The 22,685-nt window shown below is 44.6% G+C and carries 15 protein-coding genes; 12 read left to right on the forward strand and 3 right to left on the reverse strand.

The window, feature by feature from the left end:
- The first annotated feature begins 156 nt into the window (after nucleotides 1-156).
- From PN462_RS18380 to PN462_RS18415, 8 genes are all read left to right on the forward strand, one after another.
- Entirely contained in the window at nucleotides 157-1,320 is a 1,164-nt protein-coding gene (locus PN462_RS18380) for a glycosyltransferase (RefSeq protein ID WP_272130282.1), read from the forward strand.
- 293 nt (nucleotides 1,321-1,613) lie between these two features.
- Nucleotides 1,614-3,137 carry a site-2 protease family protein gene (locus PN462_RS18385; protein WP_272130283.1) on the forward strand — a complete coding sequence of 508 codons (1,524 nt, stop codon included), beginning with the start codon at nucleotides 1,614-1,616 and terminating at the stop codon, nucleotides 3,135-3,137.
- A 156-nt stretch (nucleotides 3,138-3,293) separates the two neighbouring features.
- On the forward strand, nucleotides 3,294-4,664 hold the full coding sequence (locus PN462_RS18390; RefSeq protein WP_272130284.1) for an HlyD family secretion protein: 1,371 nt from the start codon (nucleotides 3,294-3,296) through the stop codon (nucleotides 4,662-4,664).
- A gap of 165 nt (nucleotides 4,665-4,829) precedes the next feature.
- On the forward strand, nucleotides 4,830-5,150 hold the full coding sequence (locus tag PN462_RS18395; protein WP_272130285.1) for a nucleotidyltransferase domain-containing protein: 321 nt from the start codon (nucleotides 4,830-4,832) through the stop codon (nucleotides 5,148-5,150).
- Nucleotides 5,147-5,284, forward strand: a complete 138-nt coding sequence (locus PN462_RS18400) for a HEPN domain-containing protein (RefSeq protein ID WP_272130286.1) — start codon at nucleotides 5,147-5,149, stop codon at nucleotides 5,282-5,284. The genes PN462_RS18395 and PN462_RS18400 overlap by 4 nt, the downstream gene beginning before the upstream one ends.
- 370 nt (nucleotides 5,285-5,654) lie before the next feature.
- Nucleotides 5,655-11,936, forward strand: a complete 6,282-nt coding sequence (locus tag PN462_RS18405) for a DUF4114 domain-containing protein (RefSeq protein WP_272130287.1) — start codon at nucleotides 5,655-5,657, stop codon at nucleotides 11,934-11,936.
- A gap of 344 nt (nucleotides 11,937-12,280) precedes the next feature.
- Nucleotides 12,281-12,538, forward strand: a complete 258-nt coding sequence (locus PN462_RS18410; protein ID WP_272130288.1) for a ribbon-helix-helix domain-containing protein — start codon at nucleotides 12,281-12,283, stop codon at nucleotides 12,536-12,538.
- A 3-nt stretch (nucleotides 12,539-12,541) separates the two neighbouring features.
- A complete protein-coding gene (locus tag PN462_RS18415) occupies nucleotides 12,542-12,763 on the forward strand; it encodes a type II toxin-antitoxin system RelE/ParE family toxin (RefSeq protein ID WP_272130289.1) in 222 nt (73 codons plus the stop codon).
- 141 nt (nucleotides 12,764-12,904) lie between these two features.
- Here PN462_RS18415 and PN462_RS18420 read toward each other — a convergent pair whose 3' ends face one another.
- The gene (locus PN462_RS18420; protein ID WP_272130290.1) at nucleotides 12,905-13,084 is read right to left on the reverse strand and encodes a hypothetical protein; all 180 of its coding nucleotides are present in this window, start codon (nucleotides 13,082-13,084) and stop codon (nucleotides 12,905-12,907) included.
- A 124-nt stretch (nucleotides 13,085-13,208) separates the two neighbouring features.
- Here PN462_RS18420 and PN462_RS18425 point away from each other — a divergent pair, with 124 nt between their 5' ends.
- The 3 genes from PN462_RS18425 (at nucleotide 13,209) to PN462_RS18435 (ending at nucleotide 19,612) form a co-directional block, all read left to right on the forward strand.
- On the forward strand, nucleotides 13,209-14,138 hold the full coding sequence (locus tag PN462_RS18425; protein WP_272130291.1) for a PEP-CTERM sorting domain-containing protein: 930 nt from the start codon (nucleotides 13,209-13,211) through the stop codon (nucleotides 14,136-14,138).
- Nucleotides 14,139-14,222: 84 nt separating this feature from the next.
- Nucleotides 14,223-15,278, forward strand: coding sequence for a DALR anticodon-binding domain-containing protein (locus PN462_RS18430; protein WP_272130292.1), 1,056 nt, complete (start codon nucleotides 14,223-14,225; stop codon nucleotides 15,276-15,278).
- Nucleotides 15,279-15,985: 707 nt separating this feature from the next.
- Nucleotides 15,986-19,612, forward strand: coding sequence for a S8 family serine peptidase (locus PN462_RS18435; RefSeq protein WP_272130293.1), 3,627 nt, complete (start codon nucleotides 15,986-15,988; stop codon nucleotides 19,610-19,612).
- A 626-nt stretch (nucleotides 19,613-20,238) separates the two neighbouring features.
- Here PN462_RS18435 and PN462_RS18440 read toward each other — a convergent pair.
- On the reverse strand, nucleotides 20,239-20,646 hold the full coding sequence (locus tag PN462_RS18440; RefSeq protein WP_272130294.1) for a hypothetical protein: 408 nt from the start codon (nucleotides 20,644-20,646) through the stop codon (nucleotides 20,239-20,241).
- Between the two features lie 292 nt (nucleotides 20,647-20,938).
- Between PN462_RS18440 and PN462_RS18445 the strand changes: the two genes are divergently transcribed.
- Nucleotides 20,939-21,934 carry an Hpt domain-containing protein gene (locus PN462_RS18445; RefSeq protein ID WP_272130295.1) on the forward strand — a complete coding sequence of 332 codons (996 nt, stop codon included), beginning with the start codon at nucleotides 20,939-20,941 and terminating at the stop codon, nucleotides 21,932-21,934.
- A gap of 32 nt (nucleotides 21,935-21,966) precedes the next feature.
- Here the strand turns inward: PN462_RS18445 and PN462_RS18450 are convergent, their stop codons facing one another.
- Nucleotides 21,967-22,494 (reverse strand): hypothetical protein, encoded by a 528-nt coding sequence (locus PN462_RS18450; protein WP_272130296.1) that lies wholly within the window; start codon nucleotides 22,492-22,494, stop codon nucleotides 21,967-21,969.
- Between the last annotated feature and the right edge of the window lie 191 nt (nucleotides 22,495-22,685).

A 22,685-nucleotide genomic window follows, 5' to 3' on the forward strand; every position in this document is an offset into this window, starting at 1 on the left:
AGTTGGGAGTTGGGAGATAGGGGAGATAGGGGAGATAGGGGAGATAGGGACCAACAACCAAACTATTAACTTTTGTATCATCTTGCATAAAAACGCCTTGCATTTCTAGAGAAGTAGATAGAAGGGTAATTTCCCTGTGTACTCTAGACCGGAAACATGATGGAAAATCGCTTTTTTCTCTTATTCTCCAACATCTTCGGCTTCAAAGGAGGCATTCAAGTCTATTCCCTGCACCTCCTGAACACCCTACAACACTTCTACCCAGAAGCCCATTACGAAATCTTCCTCAAATATGACCGTCATGCCGTCCAGACTCCCCAAACCCACTACCACTGCCTCGGGAAAAAACCCCGTTGGTTGCAAAGTTTGCTTTTAGCCCTCTATCCCCTTCTTAGGGCCATATTTCACCGTCCCACCCTCCTCATCACCACCCATCTCAACTATGGCATTGCCGGATATCTCCTCAAACGTCTCCTAGGAGTCCCTTACTGGGTTGTCGTCCATGGGTTAGAAGGATGGGACTTAACCCATCCCCTGCGCGTCAAAGCCCTCGAACAAGCCGATCGCGTCATTGCCGTCAGCGATTATACCAAATCTCGCCTCCTCCAAGAACAAAACCTCAATCCCCAACAAGTCACCGTCCTCCCCAACACCTTTGATCATCATAGCTTCAAACCCGCACCCAAACCCCAATACCTATTAAACCGCTACAACCTCACCCCCGACCAACCCATCCTCCTCACCGTCACCCGTTTAGGCCGCAGTGCCACCTATAAAGGCTATGACCAAATCTTACACGCCCTCGTCACCCTCCGGAAACAAATCCCCAACTTACATTATCTCCTCGTCGGGAAAGGCGACGACACCCCCCGTATTCAAGCCTTAATCGAACAACTCCACCTCCAAGACTGCGTAACCCTAACCGGATTTGTCCCCGATGAAGAACTGTGCAATTATTATAATCTCTGCGATGTTTTTGCTCTCCCCAGTAAAGGTGAAGGGTTTGGGATTGTCTATTTAGAAGCCTTAGCCTGTGGTAAACCCATTTTAGCAGGAAATCAAGACGGTTCAGTTGATCCCCTCCTACACGGAAAATTAGGCTGTTTAGTTCATCCCGATGATTTAAACAGTATTACCCATAACTTACAACAACTGCTACAACGCACCCATCCTAACCCCATTCTCTTTCAACCAGAAGCCCTACGACAAGCCGCCATTGAACATTTTGGCCTTCCCCAGTTTAAAAACACCTTGAAAACCTTAATCAGTAAACAGCGTCTAAAAGGCAGAGGGGAGAAGACAGAGGGGAGAAGGGTTTAAAAGGCAGAGGCAGTTATAGCATTACGGAGATAGGTTTGAGCATAGCCAATGCTGGAAAACCTAACGATTCAAGGCTTATCTCACTGATTACTGATTACTGATTACTGATTACTGATTACTGATTACTGATGCAATTTTTTGTAAAGTTTTTTTACAGATTGCGTAAAAATGGAGCTTCTCACCAGAGAACTACATGAGCAGTGCCAAAGCAGAAAAAATTTTTCTCCGGTTGTGCATAAAAATCATCATCTCACCCAGAGAACTAGATAGAGGGTCGTATTTACCAAGCCATCATGTACTTACAGCAACCAACAGCAACCAATCCACAGGGGTTATCCTCTCAAGGGAGTCCAGAGACACCTCCATTAGAACACCCTTCAGAGGGAGATCAGCCCTTAGACCAATGTATTTGTCCTAATGTGGGGACTTATTGGCATCTGGGGAAACGGAAGGGCAGTGAGCAGTATGTCCTCGCCAGTGCAGACGGTCAACACCAGTATCCTGTGACGGTTGTAGAAGCCTATGCGTTGCGTCATTTCAATGGTAAATATACCGTCGCCCATCTCCAAAAATACTGTCAAAAAACCCTCAAGGGAAATATTCCGGACGACTTGGTGAGACAGTTGTTGCAGAAATTAATGGACTGGGGGATTATTGCTTGGATGGGTGAGGATACCCCCCAAGATGATCCTCCCCCACCTCCTCCTAAGTCGGCATTAAAAGACTGTGTGCAATGGTTAGAACATCCCGAAGGGTATTGGATTCTCCGTAACCCCGAAGATGTCACTTTTATGCAGGTGAATCCCCAGGCTAAGACCATTATTGAACAATTGGGGGCAGTTCCCACTGAGGAGTTAGTCCAACGCTATAATATCCCCCCTGACCAATTACAGTTATTATTGCGTCAGTTAACCACAACAGCGATGTTAGAGGGGACAAAACCTCCAACCCCTCCCAAACGTAAGTTTACGCCTTTACGCCTGTTATTTTTTAAAGTTCCGCTTTTTAACCCTGATCCCTATTTAGAGAAACCTGCACAACGATTAAGTTGGATTTGGACAAAACCCTTTTTCTTGCTGTGGTGTGGGGGAATGGCTTGGACTACGGCTGCTGCATTTGACGAGCGATCGCACCTCCTAGCCTTCGGTCAAGCCCTCTTACACCATTATGGCATCTCTCTGCTCCTTCCTTTCGCCCTTTTAGCCCTCTTTGTTGTCACCCTACACGAATTGGGTCATGCTCTCACGTTAAAACAATACGGCGGCATTGTGCCAGAAGTCGGCTTATTATTCATGGTGTTAATGCCTGCGGCCTATACCAACACCACCGATGCCTATTGCTTAGTGAAACGTCGCCAGAGGGTTTTAGTGGTCGCTGCGGGGGTGATGGTACAGTTTACCATTGCTGCGGTTGCTTTTTGGCTGTGGAAAGGTTCAGTGAATAATAGTTGGCTATCTCCCGTTAGTTTCCTGTTATTTTTTGCGGCCTTATTTACAGTAGCAGTGAATTTAAACCCTATGGCCAAATTTGACGGCTATTATCTGGCGGTGGCCTTAACCGGAATTAATAATTTGCGATCGCGTTCCTTTGGCTTTTACGGAGATTTACTTACCCTCCATCCCAGTCAAGAAAAAAAACGCGACCAGCCAATATTAGCAGCTTTTGCGCCCTTGAGTTTAGCCTATATGATCTTTGTATTTGGCAGTATTTTGCTCTTAATTACTCACTGGACATTAGATAATATCCCCACCCTAGCTGCTCTTTTACTTCTCCTCTGGGCAATTTATTATTTCTTCCCAGAAGGAAGTAATTCGTGACATATTTTTTAATTACAGAGACATAGAGAAAACAGAAAAAAATGATAAAATAACCAGTTAGAACCCCTAAGTTCGTAGTAAGCGGTGAAGTGCTTACCATCAAAAATAAATCTAAATCAAGCCCATTTCATATAAGAAAAAACCACAAAAAGAACCATGACTCAACAACAAGCTCAAACCACTCCCCGCTTAAAAGTAGTGCCTCCCAATGAAGGAAAAACGCCATCTTCTCAAGCTCAAAAGAACGAACCCCAAGATCAACCAAAACCTCCGCCAGAAAACCCTTCTCAACCTCAAGAAAATAAATCTGGTTTTCCCTATTGGCGGTGGGTTGTTGTAGGGGGAATTTTAGTTGGATTGGGGGCAATTAGCTTAATTCCTGTTCCTACAGCAGTTCGCGGAGAAGCCCAAGCTAAATTCACCTCAGAAGAACGAGATGTTCAACATATGCCTGAAACCGGAATTGTGTCAGAAGTTTATGTAGAATCTGATGATGTGGTTGAAAAAGGTGATCCTTTGGCCATGATTGAAACGCAACAATTAGAAGAAGAAATTAGTGATTGGCAAATCCGTATTGAAGAACGGTTAACCAATATTGAAGCAGCTAATCAACAAACCTTAGTCTCTCGCGCTGAAATTGAACGCTTGCAAATGCGCAAATCCCATCTTTTTCAACGCATCGACGACTTAGAAAGAGAGGTTAATAATCCCCAAAACTTGCCCCAAGTGCAATCCAAATTACAACAAATTGCCAGTTATCAAGAGCAATTACAGGAAGTGCAAAAATTGGTAGAGCGAAAGGCGTTTAAAGATGCAGTTAAAGCGGGAGCAATTTCTCAAGATAGAAAAAAAGAATATCAAGATCAAATTCATAGTCTCAATGCTCGTATTTCGGAAGCAAGAGAAGAAATAGAGGCAATTAAACAACGTAAACAAGAGGAGTTACAACGGCAACAGGATCGACTGAATGAACTGTTAGCTTCAGAACGGGTTGCGGAGCAGAATTTGGTGAAAAGTCAAGCCAGCGTAGAAAATCAAATGCCTTTAGTGGAGAAAATGCGGAATGAGATGGCTCAACGACAACAAAGACAGTCGGAACATCAAATATTGAAAGCGGAACAAGATGGAACAGTTGTTACATCGGAGTTGTATAAATTAGAGGGTCAATTGTTCCAACAGGGGGAAATGGTGTTAGAAATTGCTGATCCTCAGCGTTTATTTGCCAAAATCCGCATCCGACAGGAAGACAGCGATCTCGTCCATGAAGGAACAAAAGTCACCTTAAAACCCTATGAACCCGGTTTACCCACCTTTGACGTAACCGTGAGTGAAATTCAAGAAAAAATGGAGACTGATGAACAATTGGGGAAATCGTTTTTAATTGCGATCGCCAATATCGAACAACATCACCCAGGACTCAAACCCAACGCCAAACTCTACGCCAAAATCCAAACCCCCCACAAAATCCCCCTCTACGAAAGACTACGCCGAGAATTCGTAAACCTCTTTAAAGTTCGTTCCCTCTAACCGTTTTTAATACCCTCTAAAGGGCTTACACACCGTTCATAGTAAGCCCTTTAGAGCTTAAAAAAAACTCACCCTAACAATCCCTAAAAATATCTTCATTATCTCCCTCAACTCCACCCTGCTACAATCTAATCAAATCGATTCATTCCCAATCATTGAATTGGCATGAAAAACAATTTGAAAAACATATTAAACGAAACTTGTCAAGAACTGAGACAACTGTATAACCAGCAATTAGACAAAATAATTCTGTATGGTTCACAAGCCAGAGGAGATAACGAAACCGATTCAGATATTGATATTTTAATCGTCTTAAAAAGAGACTTTAATTACTCAGAAGAAAGCCAGCGTATTAGTGAAGTAATTGCGAATCTGTGTCTCAAATATAACACCTTAATCAGTTGTGCATTAGCCAGCACACATCAGCTTCAAACCTATAACAATAACTTCTTCCGCAATATCCGCCAAGAAGGAATTGTTTTATGACCCCAGAACAAACCAAATTGTTTGAAAAAGCCACTCGTAGCCTACAAGCTGCCAGAGAATTAAACCAGAAAGGCTTTCCGGATTTTGCCGCTTCTCGCACCTATTATGCAATGTTTTATAACAGTAAACAGTAATCAGTAAACAGTAATCAGTAATCAGTGAGATAAGCCTTTAATCATGAGGTTTTTCAGCATTGGCTCTGCTCAAACGTATCCCCATAATACTGCTACAGCCTTTTAGATAGCTCAACCCGTTTTAACGGGTTTTCGCTATGAGCCTTGGGTTTAAACCCAAGGCTCAGTAAGGGTTTTAGGACTTTAGCCAATATTGATACATTGCCCCCCAATCCCCCTAACCGTTCGTAGTAAGCCCTTCAAGGCTTACACCCCACCTTCCAAAAAAAAATCCCAAAAAATTTCCCCCACCCTGCATAAAAATCCCTTACCCCCCCAGAGAACTAAATAGAAGTCACCGAATAAACACTTCTTATAAAGGGACACTACCATGTTCAAACGGAAAAAACGTCAAACCCAAAAACAGACCCAACTCCAATCCTTCATCCTCGAACCCATCCTCACCCCTAGTGGGTTAGTCGATGTGGACGATATTTCTGGTACAGATATTGTCGATATCCCCACCGACTTAGAAGACTTACAGAGCGAAGATCAACCCCTATCTACTCTGGCTGAGAATTCCGGAGGAGAGGGAACAGTTGCCCAACAAAGCCTAGCTTGGGCAGAAAACGGCCTAGAACCTGCCGATCTTCCTTCGGACATCCTCAAATATGATGCCGGAGTCTTCACCGTCGGAGAAAGCGGAGAAGTCGGCATCGACTTCCTCTTTGATGGCGGGAAATTCAAAGGAGAAGTTGCCATCTTTAGTTTAGAAGGCATGGATAACCTTGAACCCGGTTCAGAAGAATTCATCACCGAAGCCGTCACCCGTGCCACCAGCGAAACCGACTGGGGCCATGTAGTCATCAGTGACAGAACCGAAGGAGCAAGATTTGAGGGGAGTTTAGGCGAAAGCAAAGATTGGAACTCCGGAGACTATCAAGGGGTTAAAACCGTCTCCATGCGTCCAGGAGACAGCTTTGGTGTCATGTTAGTCCCCAATGGCACAGTGCAAGAAGTCTTAAATGACCCCGATATTGGCGGTTCAAAAGCCCCCCTATTCTCCCTCGGCACAGCCAACCCTGATGATACCTTACACTTCGGGCAAATTGCAGATGTCACGGGAGATGGCAACACTTTCGTCATGGAAGACGTACAGTTTGGCCACAAGTGGTATGACGAAGACTACAATGATTTAATCTTCCAAGTCCGAGGAGCAGAAGGGGAAGCCCCCAGCATGGATGAACTGATCGAGCAGGGAGTCATAGATGCCGAGGACGACTGGCGCGAAGGTGATTTAGGGCAAGCCTTGGTAGAATATGCCAAGCCCTACATTGAGCCAGAACCCATGGATGATGGGGGGGGAGAGACAGAAATTGTTGCTGATGACCCTCAATTAGACAATGAGAGCAATAGTGAACCCCCAGAAGACCCTACTCCCGAACAAGAAGAAACCACTCCTAAACTCACAGAAACAACTCCCGAACGCAGTGAGGAGCGAGAACTCCGAGAAACCTCCGAAGGAATTGTCAAACAAACTGGTTTTGAGGAGTATGACCTAGAGCGCATTAAAGCAGAAAGAGCCATTGCGCTAGAAGAACAAATCAGCGAGCCAATTAGTACAGAAAATGCCGATTTAGAGGCTACTCCGACTCCTGAAGTCAGCAACACGATTGATGGGGAAGACTGGACGCAAACGTTACAGGAAAAAGTTGATGAGGTGAAGGCTTCTGAGGCTTCTAATACAGTTCTGCATCTCAACCCCACTTTAACAGAACTGGATGCCCAAGGAAATGAAGTTCCTCGTCTGGAATTAACGGCTCAAGAACGCGCTGCAATTAGCTATGCTCAACAAAATGGGGTGGTTTTAGTTGTTCCCAGTGGAGATGATGCCGATGCAATGTCGGTTCTCGGTCAACTCTCCACTGAGTTTGACAATGTAATCACTGTGGGAGCAGCAGAACAGGTGAATGATGCTGTTGCGTTGTCTAATGCCTATGAAGGGGCTGACGCTTCAGGGGGGGGAATTGCTCTCGATTTAGCGGCAGATGGTCGTCAAGGCAAAACGGTGAGTAGTGCTATTGCAGCCAACGAAGTAACAGAGGCTGTGGTTCAGGTTTGGGAGGCTAACCCAGAATTAAATTATACTCAGGTGATTGATATTCTCAAACGCACTGCAACGGATTTAGAAGCCGCGAATTGGGATACCAATACTGGGTATGGTTTACTCAATGTCGCTTCAGCTATTCATTTAGCCAAAGCTACTCAGCCCGAACCTTACCGTCAAAAACCCGGCAACCCAGATATTACTGATGAGTTTATTTCCTCTAATCCTGCGGGGAAAGAGTTACCGGGAATTCCCGAACATCCCGAAATTGATCCTCCGAGTATTCCTGAAACTGATATTGATCAGGGGGGAAATACCATTGCTGAGGCTACGACGTTATTACCGTCCTCAACCCAAGATGTTATCGATCAAGTGAGCAATAGTGACCCAACGGATATTTTCCAAGTGGATAGTCGCTATGTAGATGGGGCTGGTTTATCGGTTTTAGCTGGGGAATTATCGGTTAGTTATCTGACTCCTTCCGGGGAGGTGTTAGGAACACAAGTCCTGCCTCGTGGGGAACATAAACTAGAATTACCTGCTAATGCACCGGATGAGGTGATTGTCAAGGTTGATAACCGGGGGACAACGCCGACTACCTATGTCTTAGAAGGGTTTGAAAGTACGGAAGCTGAACCGTTTAATGTTGAGTTAGAGTTTGATAGTGCGGTCACGGCTTCTCAGCAACAAGTGATGCAGGCTGCTGCTGCGAGTGTGGCGAAATTAATTGGTAAGGGATTGCCAACTGCGATCGTTGATGGGAAGTTAATTGACGATATCAAGATTAAGGTTTCTGGCAACGATCTCGATGGGGAGGGAGGAACACAAGCGCGGACTCAAATTGATTTTATGCGCTATGGGACGTTATTACCTGCCCAGTCCTTAGTCCAGTTTGATAATGCAGATATTGCGGAGTTAGAAAAATCGGGTCAATTATTCAGTGCAGCCCAACACGAATTCTTCCACACTTTAGGGTTTGGGAATCTTTGGGAAGCGAAAGGTTTGGTTGATTATCCCGGAACACCGTTAGCTCGGTATAACGGTCAGAGTGCGGTTAAAGCCTTTAAGGAATTAGGCGGATTGACCGATAATATTGCTTTAGAGACGGAAGGCGAAGGGTCTGCGGGACTCCACTGGAATGAGAATTTATTCTCCGATGAGTTGATGTCTCACGATGCCAATTTTGGCAGTGACGATGAGGGGAATGCTCCTATTAGTGGTGTCACGCTTGCTTCTCTGGCTGATTTGGGTTATGAGGTCAATTTAGATGAGGCCAGCCCTGATTTTGCTTTGTTTGGTGAGGATGGGGTTCAGTCTGACGAGTTAACCCCAGAACAACTGGAGGCATTCCGTCAACAAGCTGAGGCATCCCTGACCACTGAAGAGGAAGGGGAAGAGTATATTGCTCCGATTATGCCAGAGGTTGACCCAGCAACTGTTGCTCCTGAGATTTGGGCGCACGCTGAGAAGTTCTGGAAGAATGGGGAGTATTACGATTGGAAACCTTATAAGATTCGTTCAGGTGATACTCTCAGCCACATAGCACAGCGTTACTTAGGCAGTGGTCTTTACGACTACTATATGTGGATTGCTAATCGCAATGGTATTCCCAATCCTGACTATATTGTGACGGGGGATACCATTGAAGTTCCTGTTCATCATCCCAATTACGAACAGAAACAAGAAGCAGAACGACGGCGACGTGAAGAAGAATTACGGCGGAAACAGGAGGAAGAGGAACGACGGCGGCGTGAAGAAGAGGAACGTTTAGCACGGGAGAAAGAGGAACAAGAACGGAAAGCACGGGAAGAAGAAGAACGCCGACGTGAAGCAGAACGCAAGCAGCGAGAACTCGAAGAACAAGAACGCCGACTGCGTGAAGAGATGGAACGTCGTCGCCGAGAAGAGGAACGACGGAAGGAGTTAGAGCGACTGCGTGAGTTGGAGCGTCAACGGGAAATTGCTCGGCAGAAGGGTAAAGGTGGTCAAGACTGGTTCTTTGCGACTCGTTTACCGGAGTTCGGGCCGAGTGATCCTTTTGAAACTAAGCTCACGGGTGAAACGGTGGGGAATTTAGTTCCCGATGATTATTACCGCTTTACGCTGTCTCGCAAGGGTCGTTTGACGGCGGAATTGAAGCAGTTGTTGGCAGATGCAGATATGGTTCTCTACGATGCGCGGAATAAGCCCATTGCTTATTCGATGCGGGAGGGAATCACTGATGAGCAGATTATTACGGACTTGATTCCAGGAACTTATATGCTGCGGGTGAATAGCCCGGAAGGAGTCACCACGGATTATGACTTGGTGATGAAGTTCCAGCATAAGTTATCTCGGACTCAACAAGGACCGCCTCCGGGTTGGCGTGTTGGGGGTGGCAACCGTGGTGGCAGTGGTTCTTCTGGCCCTGTGTTTAGCGATCCACGGATTAACCAAATTTACACCACAGCATTAAACAATTTTGCCGGGCCGGAACGGGCGAAGGCCAATGCTCGCATTCGGCAATTACAAGCTGAGAAGCGTGGGTATGAGCAAGATTTACAGGAATTGCTCAACCAAATGAATGCAGAGCAACGGGCTAAAGTTCATCGTGCGTTAGATGATGCACGTCATAATGCCAATGTTTGGACTGATAATAAAGCCAATGACGTTAAAGGTGCGATCGATGGTACGGCGAACTGGATTTTAGGTCAAATTGACAGTAAGATTCCGGGTTGGGTGTACGGCACTTGGGGGATTGGAGACAGTCTCCGAAACGCCAAGGACAATCTGAAAGGTAAAATTAATGATGCTCGCAATTGGCTCAAGGGTAAAGTCGCTTGGGTTCAAGACCGAGTGAAAAATGCGATTTGGCATTTTATCGAAACGGTCAAGAATTCTTACCGGACGGGTGCTGAGATTAATGGCATTATCGAGAATGCAGCCAATGAAATGCGTCGGAAGATTGATAGTGCTGTTAGTGGTATCAATCATTGGGTTGGTGAGTTCAAAGGTAAGATTACTGGTGCTTTAGGTTGGACTCGCAATATTGGTGCTTTTGGTTGGAATTTCTACGATAAGGTTGTTGAACCTTTAGCGAATAGCGTTGCCAATGGCATCCAAGGTAAGGTTAATGATGTCGGTAATTTTGCCAAAGGTGCGGTGAATTGGGTTAAACCTCGCGCTCAAAAGGCTGTTGCGGCTGTTGTTGATGCACTTTTTGGAGATAAAACGGGGCATTTATACAACAAGATTCACAAAGTTGATGAGCAGATTGCAGCGACTCAAAGTGAACTCGAACGAAAGATTGTTCAGAAAGCAACTGAGTTGAAGAACCAGATGCAAGGCTTCCTAAATACATTAGGAAGTAAAGGTAAAAAATTACTTGATACTATTCTGAACTTTGCTAACTCTACTGGAGGTCAAGTCACTATTGAGCTTATTAAAGTAGCTCTTGGATTTGTTCCTATTGTTGGTCAAGCAATTGATGTTGTTGATACAGCAATAGCACTCTGGAAAGTCGTGGTTGATGGACGACGTGATGTGGAAGTTTGGGTTGAATTACTGGGTTCTTTAGCAGGTTGGTTTCCTGGTATTGGAGATGCGATCAAAGGAATTGCCAAAGTTGCACTCAAAAGTCCAATTGGAGCATTACTTCGGAAACTTGGCCCTGACGTAACCAAGCAAGCTGCAAAAATCTTTAAGGAAGCAAACTGGAAAGCTATTGTCACTGATGTGATTGAAGGTCTTGCTGGTGTATGGCGTAAGTTTGATAGTCAAATGGATAGTGCTGCTGGCTGGATTCTTGATCTCATGCCGGGTGTACGCCCAGCTATGGCTGCTGTTGGTGAAATTGTTGTGAAGTTCAATGATGAAGCTGCTGAGGCTGGCAAATATTTAGATGATGTCAGTCAGCAGATAGCGAAGAAGATTGATGACACTTCGGAGCAAATAGCGAAAGAGGATAGCATATCTGATAATGATGACGAAGACGGCTATCCCATTAACGATAGTGGTAATAGCAAAAAAAATCCTGAAGAATCCGACTCAAGGTCAAAGTCAATCAAACAAACAATACAGCAACACATCAATGATTTGGAGAAACTTTATAATCGCTCAAACAAGGAGATTTCAGATAATATTAAAGGAAAAAAGACATTTCTAAAAAACCTGAAATCCGCGAAAGATACCGCAGAGAAATACCAAAACAATTCAGAGGATATAAGTGTGGCACAAATGGAAACCTTAAAGAATAAGATAGCAGGTTTTGATGCAGAACTAAATGACGCTCTACGTCCTAATGTTAAGCTCACAGCAGTTGGTACAAAGAAAAGTGGTCAGGAAATTGATAATATTGGCACTGATTTACGTGACGAATTTACTGTATTTACCGAGGTAAAAAATAATGCGAGCATCAATTCTGATTACGTTAACAAGCAAGCCAAACGGGTAATTGAAGCAGCGAGTCGAGATGGCTTATTCACAAAAGCTCGTTTTGTTTTCCTGAAAGGCTTAGATCCACAAATAGAAGAAGGTATCAAAGATTTGGGGGAACACTATGGTGTCATAGTTGAAATAGAAACGTAAAGAACTATATTCAGAATATTTTTGACAGACTGAAATGAAGGTTAGTTGTATTAGTGTTCTTGACAGGTTGCCAGCCTTCACACCACAAATTTTGTCAACGTGATCGCGTTTCTTTTGTGTTGATTGAAAAACGCGATCGCGCTTTTACATTCCTCCAAGGTAGGTTCACAAAGGGTTCAGTAGGAAAACGCACGCTTGGAGAATGAGGAAAGTGCAATTCTCGTTTCGAGATACTTCTTTTTATTGTTCGTTGAAAAACGCGATCGCACCCAAAAGCTTTAAACCCAAAAGCTCTCAAAAAGTGCCATAATGATATAAAGTGAAATTCATGACGAGAGTTTCCCATGCAAATAACCTTAAAACCTGAACACGAAATATTCATTCAAACCCAACTCGCACAAGGCAACTATCAATCCGCAGACGAACTCTTGAGTCAAGCTCTCAATCTGCTACAACGACAACAAGACTACGAACAATGGATGAGTGAAACGCGCCAAAAAATTGCTGATGGTGTTGCAGCTTTGGAACGCGGTGAAGCAACAGATGGAGATGTCGTCATCGCACAACTGCGCGATCGCCTTCACCAAACTGATGTTTCCTAACCCATGAGACAATATATTATTTCGTTCCCTGCAAATCAAGACTTGCAAGCGATTATTGATTATTTTGCGACAACAAGTGTTGAAGCTGGGGAGAAATTTATTAGCAAATTTGAAATATGGTGTCAAAAATTGCGCACCTTTCCTATGATCGGAAAACGTTACGATAGCTTGCGTGTAGGTTTAAGAGGAGTAGTAATTGATGAGTACATTTTTTTTACCAAGTAACAGATGATGTTGTGGAAATTATCCGAATCGTACATGGCAAACGCGATCTAATTGCATTATTTAATCCAGAATAGTAATTTTGTTCTTTGAAAAACGCGATCGCATTAAACTAACTTTTTCAACAGTGCGATCGCCCTTTTTTTAAGAGTAGGAGAAGGAGAAGTGATCGCATTTGGAGGTATTTTTCCGAGTGGTGCGTTCACGAAATTTCCCGTAGGGAATTGCTTTTTTTTGTAAGGTGCGATCGCTACATTGTTTTAGTGAGGATGTGCGATCGCAAAAGGCGCGTCTGCTGCGATCGCATTTTCTGGGAATTTCCACCCAGTACAATATCCCAAGATTCAAAAACCTCCCAAATGAAAAAATTTTGTCACAACTGCATAAAAATCATGCCTGTGTCTAGAGAACAGAATAGAACCTGAAAAATGGAGAATTCTGACAAGCCATGAAATCCTTACCTTGGTCTCAAAACCCACTACTCAAAATTGCCGCGATGGTCGTTTTAGCAGCTAGTGTCAATGTCCTAACCGCCAATACAGCAAACGCTCAAAGAGAAAGATTACCCCAAGCTACATTACCCGATGAAGTAACACAACTCATCCTGAACCAAGCCGCAGAAGACACAAACCTACCCCTCTCAGCATTACAAATTGAGAGTGCATTTGATGTAACGTGGTCAAATGGATGTATGGGAATGAGGAGACCTGGGCAATTTTGCACAATGGCACTTGTAGATGGTTGGAGGGTTTCCGTAATCAGTGATAATCATGAATTGACCTACCATACCAGCGGTTCGCGTGCATTCCTAGCCGGAGGCACTTTACCAACAGCGTGGGAACTTGAACAACGACGACGGGAACAAGCAATGTGGCGACGACGCTGGGCCAATATCGGTTGGACTCAAGATAACCCCGTTTTACCCGAAATTGAAGAACCCGGCACATGGATATTTGAAAACGTCCCCTCCCGTCGCTGGTATGATCCCCCCACCGCTTACGGGTTTCGCTACACCATGGAGGAAAACAGCCTATTCACCGAAATTATGGACTTCCCCACTAACCTAGACGAAGATAACTTATTTACCGTCTCCGTCGGTGACACCATTCTTGGGGAATTCAGTCCAGGGGAAAGCGTGAATTTTGTTAACTTACTCGGTCAAGGAGTCTCAGAATTTACTGTCACCGATATTGATGCTCCCATCGACCCCAATAACCCCAAGGCTTTCCCCTTAGCAATGGACTTCAACACAGAAGCCGCTAGTTTCAGAATGAAAGCCCTATCTGAACCCACTTCCGTCCCCGAACCCGCTACAACGCTCAGTCTCTTAGCAATGGGAATTTTAGGCATTTCATCTCGCCGAAAATCTCAACAATAACAAAACTAAACCCTGATTCAACCCTTGGGCGATTATTTTATGTCAAATCGCCCAATAAACCCACCTTTTAACCCTAACTTTATTATGATCAATACTGCCATCAAAACTCAAAAAACGTACCTCAGTGTCCTAGATATTTCCCTAGACACCGCCACATTATTAACAGAAGTCCGCTATACCTTCACAGATGTTCTCAAACGCCTGTTACAACAAGATACTAATTCCCTAACCACAGAACTCCCCACTCACCCAAATTCCCAACAAATTTTTAACCGTCTTAAAACTCATCCATCCGTTTATCAAGCCTCAGTTTCTCGCCAACTGGCCGTTGACTTACCCCCCGACGCAGAAACCACATTACTGAAAGACGAACCCAAAGACTGGTTTATCAAAACCGCAGACTATGGAGACGACTCCGACAGAGTGCTTCAACATCGAGACGGAGAATATACCAAACTCCTAGAGGACTTAGCCCTATACCACCAACTCCTTCAAGGAGATTACCACAAAATTATTCTAGTTCGTCCCTCCACTTATACAGGCTACGATATCCAACTCACTGCCGCTATGCAATGTTTGGGTTACACTCCAGAACAATTCCAATTTATTACCATTCAACCCCTCAAACTCTACGCCTTTCATAAACCCACTCAAAAAACCAATCCTATCCCTGATCTCCCCCTCGAAGAACTCAACAAAATTGCTTCTCCTGATACCCTACGTTGGTATAGTCTCCGCGTTCCCCTCACCAGTGTTTCTCCCTTGAATATTAGTCAATTGGGTAAACCGGAAGACAGTTACTATCGTCTCCGTCAAACCTATAAACAACTAGAGCTATTCCTAGAAAAAGCACGACAAAAAGGCTTACAACCTGCTCCCAATTTGACAGAAAATATAGGAGATACCACAGCATCTCAACAACTCATTTATTTGCTTCAATCTACCCCCAATATTGTACAAGACAGCAGCCATCAACTTGCACCCCACCTACTCTGTCACCACCTCGAAAACATCAGCGATACGACAATCCAATGGTTCAAAACTATTGAACTCACCTCTACTCACTATCGAGTTGTGCAAGAGATACAGAAAACAATAATTAATCTAGCTCAAGAAATTTTAGGACTGAGTGTTCTTTAAAAGGTTGATAAGCTGTTCGTCATCTAAACCCAAAGAGCAAGAATTCCAGAAACCTTGTCGTGCGACTATCTTAGTCGCTACCGTGTCTCAATTTAAATGCGTAACAGCTTACTTGCGCTTTTTACTCCATCAATAATTCTACCAACTGCTCCGTAATCGGAAACCCAGATAGTAGGGTGCGTTAGGCGGCAAGACAATTTAAGATTAATCCATTAACTCAAATGCTCCGCCGTAACGCACCACCTTACTACCAACTGCTCCGTAATCGGAAACCCAGATAGTAGGGTGCGTTAGGCGGCAAGACAATTTAAGATTAATCCATTAACTCAAATGCTCCGCCGTAACGCACCACCTTACTGAACCCATTAAGACAGCACCCACCTACTTCAAAAATCAATGGGTTTCGGTGCGTTACGCAGGCAATATAATTGACTAGATTTTCACCTCAGTTGATGGCCTGCTAACGCACCCTACCAATTATTGGGCGTATGCAATACGCCCCTACCCAAAACCCTTGTAGGGGTTTATTGCATAAACCCTTCCTTAAATTATTGACACTAAAAATAAGTGTGGCATTTCGGCCTGTTTTTCCTCCCTCAAACAAAAAAATCCAAAAATTTTTCTCTATCCTGCATAAAAATCCCTTACCCCCCCAGAGAACTAAATAGAAGTCACCGAATAAACACTTCTTGTGAAAGGAGACTATTATGTTCAAACGGAAAAAAGATCAAACCCAGAACTATATCCAGTCCTTTATCCTCGAACCTATCCTCACTCCTAGTGGGTTAATCGATGTGGATGATGTTTCAGGGACAGATATTGTCGATATTCCCCCCGATTTAGACGATTTCCAGACCGATGATCAACCTCTGCAATTTGAACCTTCCGGGGAAGATGGAGACATTTCTCAACAAAGCGCAGCTTGGGCAGAACAGGGGTTAGAACGTATTGCTTTTGCCGATGAAAGTCCCAAGTACGATAGCGGATATTTCACTGTTGGCGAAAGTGGAGACGTTGGAATTGATTTCCTCTTTGATGGAGGGAAATATAAAGGAGAAGTTGCCATCTTTAGTTTAGAAGGCATGGATGAATTTGACCCCGGTTCAGAAGAATTTATCCATGAAGCAGCCTTCCGGGCCAGTAGTGATTCTGAATTCGGTCATGTTGTGATCAGTGATAAAACCGAAGGGGCGAAATTTGCAGGGAGTTTAGGAGAAAGTCAAAATTGGAACTCTGGCGACTACCAAGGGGTGAAAACTGTATCTATGCGTCCGGGAGATACCTTTGGTGTGATGTTCGTCCCCAATGGTACGGTGCAAGAGGTCTTAGATAACCCCGATATTGGCGGTTCAAAAGCTCCTTTATTCTCGATGTCCACTGCTAACCCCGATGATCTGTTCCATGTGGGGCAAATTGCAGATGTAACGGGAGACGGTAGCACGTTTGTGATGGAAGACGTGCAGTTCGGTCATAAGTGGTATGACCAAGATTACAATGACATAATTTTCCAAGTCCGGGGAGCAGAAGGTGAGGCGTTAGAAGTTGATGATCTGTTGGATAATTTTGATTGGCGTGGCACAGAGTTGGGTCAGGAAATTGTCGGCTATGCTCAAGATGCAGTGGATGATTATCAGGCGTTGTTGACGGATGCTTCTCAAGATGTGGTGACGGATTTGGATGATGCACTGGCAGAGGCGATGACCGAAGACCCTGCCCCCAATGAGGAGGTTTTTGCCAATACTGAGGAATTGGAACAAGTTTTTGAGGAGGAATTGGCCCCAGAATTCGATCGCCTAAATACTGAGTTGGACAAAGTGACTGAGGAAATTCTGGCTTCGGTCGATCGCAGTATTAATGATGCCGAAACGGTTCTCCCCACGGTGTCTGAACAGTTTATCAGTGATTTAGAGTCGGCGTTTGGAGATTGGACTGAGGAGATTGATTTTGGGGACAGTTTACAGTCTTCCTCTCTTGGGGTGGAGTTTGCCCCTGAAGCTCAACCGTTGGTCGGTATTATTGATACGGGGTTTGATAGCGAGCATCCCGACCTCAATTATGAGCAGATTATCACAGGCCGCGATTTAGTCGGGGGTGATGATAATCCGTTTTTGAGTGATGGAGAAGGTAATGACCATGGAACGGCGATTTTAGAAACTATTGCTGCTCTGCAAGATAATGATATTGGAGGAGAAGGGATTAATGATGATGCTCCGATCTGGTTAGGCCGGGCCGTGGGTTCAGGCCGTTGGGCGGAATCTTTGGTGGAATTTGTGGATGCAGCCGTGGCTTCTGAGCAACCGAATGCGATCGCAAATCTCAGTTTTGACCTCACGGAAATGGATGCAGAGGGGAATATCACGACCCGATATGACCTCACAGCCAATGAACGGGCGGCTCTCGAATATGCCCAAGCCAATAATATTTTAGTGGTTGCTGCCGCAGGAAACCAAGATGCTGAGTTATCGGCCTTGGGTGCAGCCTCTCAAGAGTTTGACAATATTATTACTGTAGGGGCAGCAGAGGGAGATAACCGCGCCGATTATTCCAGTTATGGGGAAGGATTGGATTTGATGGCTTCTGGCCAAGGAAGCGAAAACCGAGCATCTGGGACTTCGGTGGCTGCGGCACGAGTGGCCGGGAATCTGTCTCTCATCTGGGCTGCCAATCCAGAGTTAAGTTATGCTCAAGTGAAAGAATTGGCGAAATCGACGGCGCAAGATATCCATGAACCGGGTTTTGATTTAGAAACGGGGGCGGGTGTGTTGAATGTTTCAGCCGCGATCGCAGCCGCCCAAGCCACCGATCCCCTCACCACCCAACGTCAAGCCACCGCCACGCCAACCCTCGATCCTGCCATTACGGGTCAAGAACGGCAAGCCTGGAGTAATCCGTTTACCCCCTTACGGGATAAAATCAAACGAAAACTCAATAAAGTCAAACGGCGTGTTGTTAATACGGTCGCTGAGAAAGCGAAAACGGGATTAACCAATCTCGTTAACCGGGGTAAACAAACCGTTCGCAATTATGTTGATCGGACTAAAAATACGATTGGTAACTTTATCAATACTGTCAAGGATAAAGGGCAACAAATTGGTCAATTCATCTCCAATGGGATCAATAAGGCCAAGGATACAGCGAATTCTCTGAGCAACTGGTTCAAGAATTTACCTAATACCTTGAATAACGTAACTCAGCATATTCAAGATGCTGTGAAAAAAGCTCAAGAGGCGGTTCAAGATCATCTCGATGACTCTCAAGAACCCAATGATTCTTCAGGGTTTCATTCCGTATCATTTAGCGGTCGGGTAGGGCCGAGTATTGGCGTTGCACTCCGCAATAGTCCCCAACATGAAGATCGTAGTGGTTTAGCTGAACCGTACAACAAAACTCTTACTTTTGACGGTTGGAAATACGGTCAAGTGGTAGAAGATATTTGGACGGGTGAATCCGATGCCCTGTGGTATCGTTACACCCGGAATGGTCAACATTATTGGGTCCCCAGTGCCTACATTTACGGTTATCCTGATTCTCGGCCACCGATTCAGCCAGATGAAGGTTCTAATCCCGGAACTGGAACGAATAGTACGCCAGGTTATGTTAATAGCAATGTAGGTAGTGTTCGTTTAAATTTCCGGAGTCGTCCCCAAGTAGGTGCGTCAATTTTAGGAAAACTTTACAAAGGTAGTAAGCTCACTATTCTGGATCAAGTAACGGGTGGTTCTTATAGTGGTCGTAATGACTGGTATAAGGTTAAGGTTGGCAATCAAGTTGGTTATGTTGCTGCTTACTATGTGAGTGAAGGTAGCAATAATGATGACGGTGGTAATAGTAATTCCGAAGCTTTACTCCAACGAGAAGGTTTCAGTTATTTTCGGAATCGCTCACAGTTCTACGCATCTACTAATAATATTTTCTGGCGTGATGGTTTTGCACCGAAACCTTTAGCCCCCAATCGTGGTAACTCAGGAACAAATGGGCAATGTACGTGGTATGCTCATGGTCGAATGAAGGAACTAGGATATAGTTCTGCTGCATTGGATAACATGGTAGGATGGGGTGGAACTTGGCGTAATTCCTTGAGTAATGGAGCAAAAATTGTTTCTACACCTCAGCCTGGTGATATTGCAGAGTGGTATTGGGGATATAAAAAAGGTCACGTTGCTGTGGTTGAAAAGGTGAATGGAGACGGAACAGTTGTTATCTCTGAGTCACACTGGCAAAGCGAATATAAAGGCTCAGACTATATGGGTAAGGGAGCAGGAACACTTCATAATATTCGGACTATTTCAACTCATGATTCTGACCTGAAATTTATCAGTGTTCCCAAAGCCTAATGATACGGTACATATTTAGGTAGAAAGAAAGTAGAAAGTAGGGTGCGTTAGGCGGTTAAACAATTTGAGATTAATCAATTCACTCAAACTATCCGCCGTAACGCACCACCTTACCAAGTTTGAGAAACCGGGTTTCTTATTCAAATTAGAGGGTAGATACCCAAGTTTGGAACAGAAACCCGGTTTCTTCTGTCCTCAACCCATTAAGACAGCACCCACTTACGTCAAAAATAAATGGGTTTCGGTGCGTTACGCAGGAAACATAATTGACTGGGTTTTGACTTCATTTGATGGCCTGCTAACGCACCCTACCAATTATTGGGCGTATGCAATACGCCCCTACCCAAAACCCTTGTAGGGGTTTATTGCATAAACCCTTCCTTAAATTCTTGGCACTAAAAATAAGACAGCACCCACTTAGGTCAAAAATAAATGGGTTTCGGTGCGTTACGCAGGAAATATAATTGACTGGGTTTTGACTTCATTTGATGGCCTGCTAACGCACCCTACCTATCTACCTATCCCTACTCAGGCTGCGGTGCGTTACGCAGGAAATATAATTGACTGGGTTTTGACTTCATTTGATGGCCTGCTAACGCACCCTACCTATCCCTACCTATCCCTACTCAGTTATTGTCTAAGGGCTGTCCAGTGAAGCGAGAAAATTGCATATCTCCTGATAAATTTGAACCGGATAGAGCAATCACTCCCTTGAGCTTTTCTTCAAAATAAATGACTCCACCAATCCGGCTTTCTACCCAAAAACTACCATGAATAAAATCATATTCTGGAATTTTAATTAAAAAGATATTGTGGGGGTCTTTCTTGCAGAGTTGTTGACTGATGAGTGGGATTATTTTTTTCAAAAAAGGATGATCGACTGGCTCACCAACATCCATGAACTCAGGATGATCGGCAAATCTGTCCATATAATATTCCCACAGTTTTCCTAAGTTCTTTTCTCGCTCCAGTCTTAACCGGAGTTCTTTTAATTTTTTTAGATTAAATGAGGGTTGCGGTTTAGACTTTGCCATAGCTAATTTATCCTTGTTATAACATTGACTCCTGATTCGATGGATATGGGGGAAGACTGGATTGCTTGTTTGATATATTCTCTATATTCCTTTGTAGGAAGCGATAAGCCTGATGGCATAGCTCCGCTTACTGCATTGTTGCCCCAAGTCAACAATCCGGGTTTCTCATGAATATCTTATCATTCCTCCCAATGACCTGAGCGCGATCGCGCCCTCTCCCTCCCCTAGGACAAACGACAAAATCCCAGACATCGTATATCTTTGAATCAAGGGCGAGTTAGGGTAGGACACCTTGGACGCAAACCAGCAAAAAATCCTCGGTTATTTTTTAGAAGAGGCAAAAGAACATTTGGAAACCTTGGCCAATGGGTTAATGGACTTACCCAAGGTGATGACCGATCCCGAAGAAGTGAACGAGTTGTTTCGTGCAGCCCATTCCATTAAAGGGGGATCCGCTATGCTTGGCTATGGGAGTATCCAAAAATCAGCCCACCGCCTAGAGGACTGTTTTAAAATTCTCCGGGAGAATGAGATTTCTGCCGATCCTAAGCTGGAATCCCTCTTTCTTAAAGGTTACGATACCCTTAGCACTCTGTTGGAGGAGTTAGAAAGCCCCTATGGGTTACAGGATGACAAGGCCGAGCAGATTGTCAAGGAGGCCGAGCCGGATTTTGAAGCTCTAGAAAGCTATCTTAATCATTTGGTGGGTGCAACCGTGGTGGGGAAAGAAGCAGAAGACTCTGCGGCACGGGAGGCCATGGAAGGGGAGTCGGAGTCGGAGTCGGAGCAACAGGAGTCTCACTCCCAAGAGAAACAGCACGCTCAAAAAGCCTCGAAAGTGTCCTCGCAACTGTCCTCTGAGCAACAGCAGTTAGCCCAAGAGTGTAAGCAGTATCTCAAGGAGATGTTGCAGTTATTTAAGGGAAAAGCTACCCCGGCCAGTCGCAAGAAATTACAAAATCACTGTGTCCGGTTGGCGAAGTTGGCCCCCAAGGTGAAAAATTGGCAACTCTTGGCGAAGTCTTGTCATCAAGCGATCGCAAATCCGAAATTCTCCTATCGAACCCTCGCCCCCGTCATCATCCAAGAATTAAAAAAAGGAAGCGATTTACTGATCTTAGAAAAAACCGATGAAATTGCCGTCAGTGAGAAATTAGAGCAGTTAGCCGCAGCGAAAACCCCACAAGTCTTAATTCCCGTTGACCCCAAGGCCGCAGCGAAAACCCTTACCCACGTTTTTACCAAAAAGCAACTCTCTCAGTTAGTCCAGTTATTGAAAACGCAATAGGAGTTGATAGTTGATAGTTGACAGTTGACGGTTTAACCCCAAATGGCTGGCCAAGTGATAGTAAACAAAATAATGAGGTTTGCCCCCCAAAAGAACAATAACAGCCAAACCAGCGCATTCTGGAGGCGTTTCTGAGGGAGTTGGAGGGGACTGGCCGGGGTGCAGAGTTGTTGGAGGCGAACCAGTTGCCAGAGTCGGAACAGTGTGTACAATGTACCGATACTGACGACAATACTGGGGAATAATAGAAAACTCAAAACTTGTTCCGTGACCAGTTGGACTAACATCACTAGGACATAATAGCCCCAGAGATGACGAACCGCGCGATCGCGTCGCCACCGTAACACCACCCCCAATGGTAAAATAATCCCAATGGCGATCGCAGCCAATAACCACCCTCGAATAAACTCAAGCCTTCTTGGGGACAGATTAATCCCTTCTAATAAAGGCAGTTGGTTAAATTGGGTTAACCCCCCAATCAATAAAACAACCCCTGTAGCGATCAGACAAAAAATGAGCGTTGTTTTACGATTAAAAGGAGGAGACTGGAGAGACATCATTAAACTGGCTTTCTTACCACTCTACCGCCTCAAAAATATACCCTTGAGTCTGAGAAAATCCAACATAAGTGAATATAAACCTTTTATCCCCCCCAACAAGCACGGTAAAGTAAGATTATATTCTCTGATACAGAACTTGGAGAATAGTAGAGCTAATTATAGTAAGTTTGTTCTGTTAACCTGCAACGAGA

This window comes from Spirulina sp. CS-785/01 (assembly GCF_028330525.1).
Classification (GTDB): Bacteria; Cyanobacteriota; Cyanobacteriia; order Cyanobacteriales; family Spirulinaceae; genus JAQMSD01.

Coding starts and splice junctions, on each gene's coding strand:
- PN462_RS18440 (WP_272130294.1), bottom strand. CDS start 20,646: ATGGCAAAGTCTAAACCGCAACCCTCATTTAATCTAAAAAAATTAAAA.
- PN462_RS18380 (WP_272130282.1), top strand. CDS start 157: ATGATGGAAAATCGCTTTTTTCTCTTATTCTCCAACATCTTCGGCTTC.
- PN462_RS18410 (WP_272130288.1), top strand. CDS start 12,281: ATGCAAATAACCTTAAAACCTGAACACGAAATATTCATTCAAACCCAA.
- PN462_RS18395 (WP_272130285.1), top strand. CDS start 4,830: ATGAAAAACAATTTGAAAAACATATTAAACGAAACTTGTCAAGAACTG.
- PN462_RS18390 (WP_272130284.1), top strand. CDS start 3,294: ATGACTCAACAACAAGCTCAAACCACTCCCCGCTTAAAAGTAGTGCCT.
- PN462_RS18430 (WP_272130292.1), top strand. CDS start 14,223: ATGATCAATACTGCCATCAAAACTCAAAAAACGTACCTCAGTGTCCTA.
- PN462_RS18450 (WP_272130296.1), bottom strand. CDS start 22,494: ATGATGTCTCTCCAGTCTCCTCCTTTTAATCGTAAAACAACGCTCATT.
- PN462_RS18400 (WP_272130286.1), top strand. CDS start 5,147: ATGACCCCAGAACAAACCAAATTGTTTGAAAAAGCCACTCGTAGCCTA.
- PN462_RS18405 (WP_272130287.1), top strand. CDS start 5,655: ATGTTCAAACGGAAAAAACGTCAAACCCAAAAACAGACCCAACTCCAA.
- PN462_RS18385 (WP_272130283.1), top strand. CDS start 1,614: ATGTACTTACAGCAACCAACAGCAACCAATCCACAGGGGTTATCCTCT.
- PN462_RS18415 (WP_272130289.1), top strand. CDS start 12,542: ATGAGACAATATATTATTTCGTTCCCTGCAAATCAAGACTTGCAAGCG.
- PN462_RS18425 (WP_272130291.1), top strand. CDS start 13,209: ATGAAATCCTTACCTTGGTCTCAAAACCCACTACTCAAAATTGCCGCG.
- PN462_RS18435 (WP_272130293.1), top strand. CDS start 15,986: ATGTTCAAACGGAAAAAAGATCAAACCCAGAACTATATCCAGTCCTTT.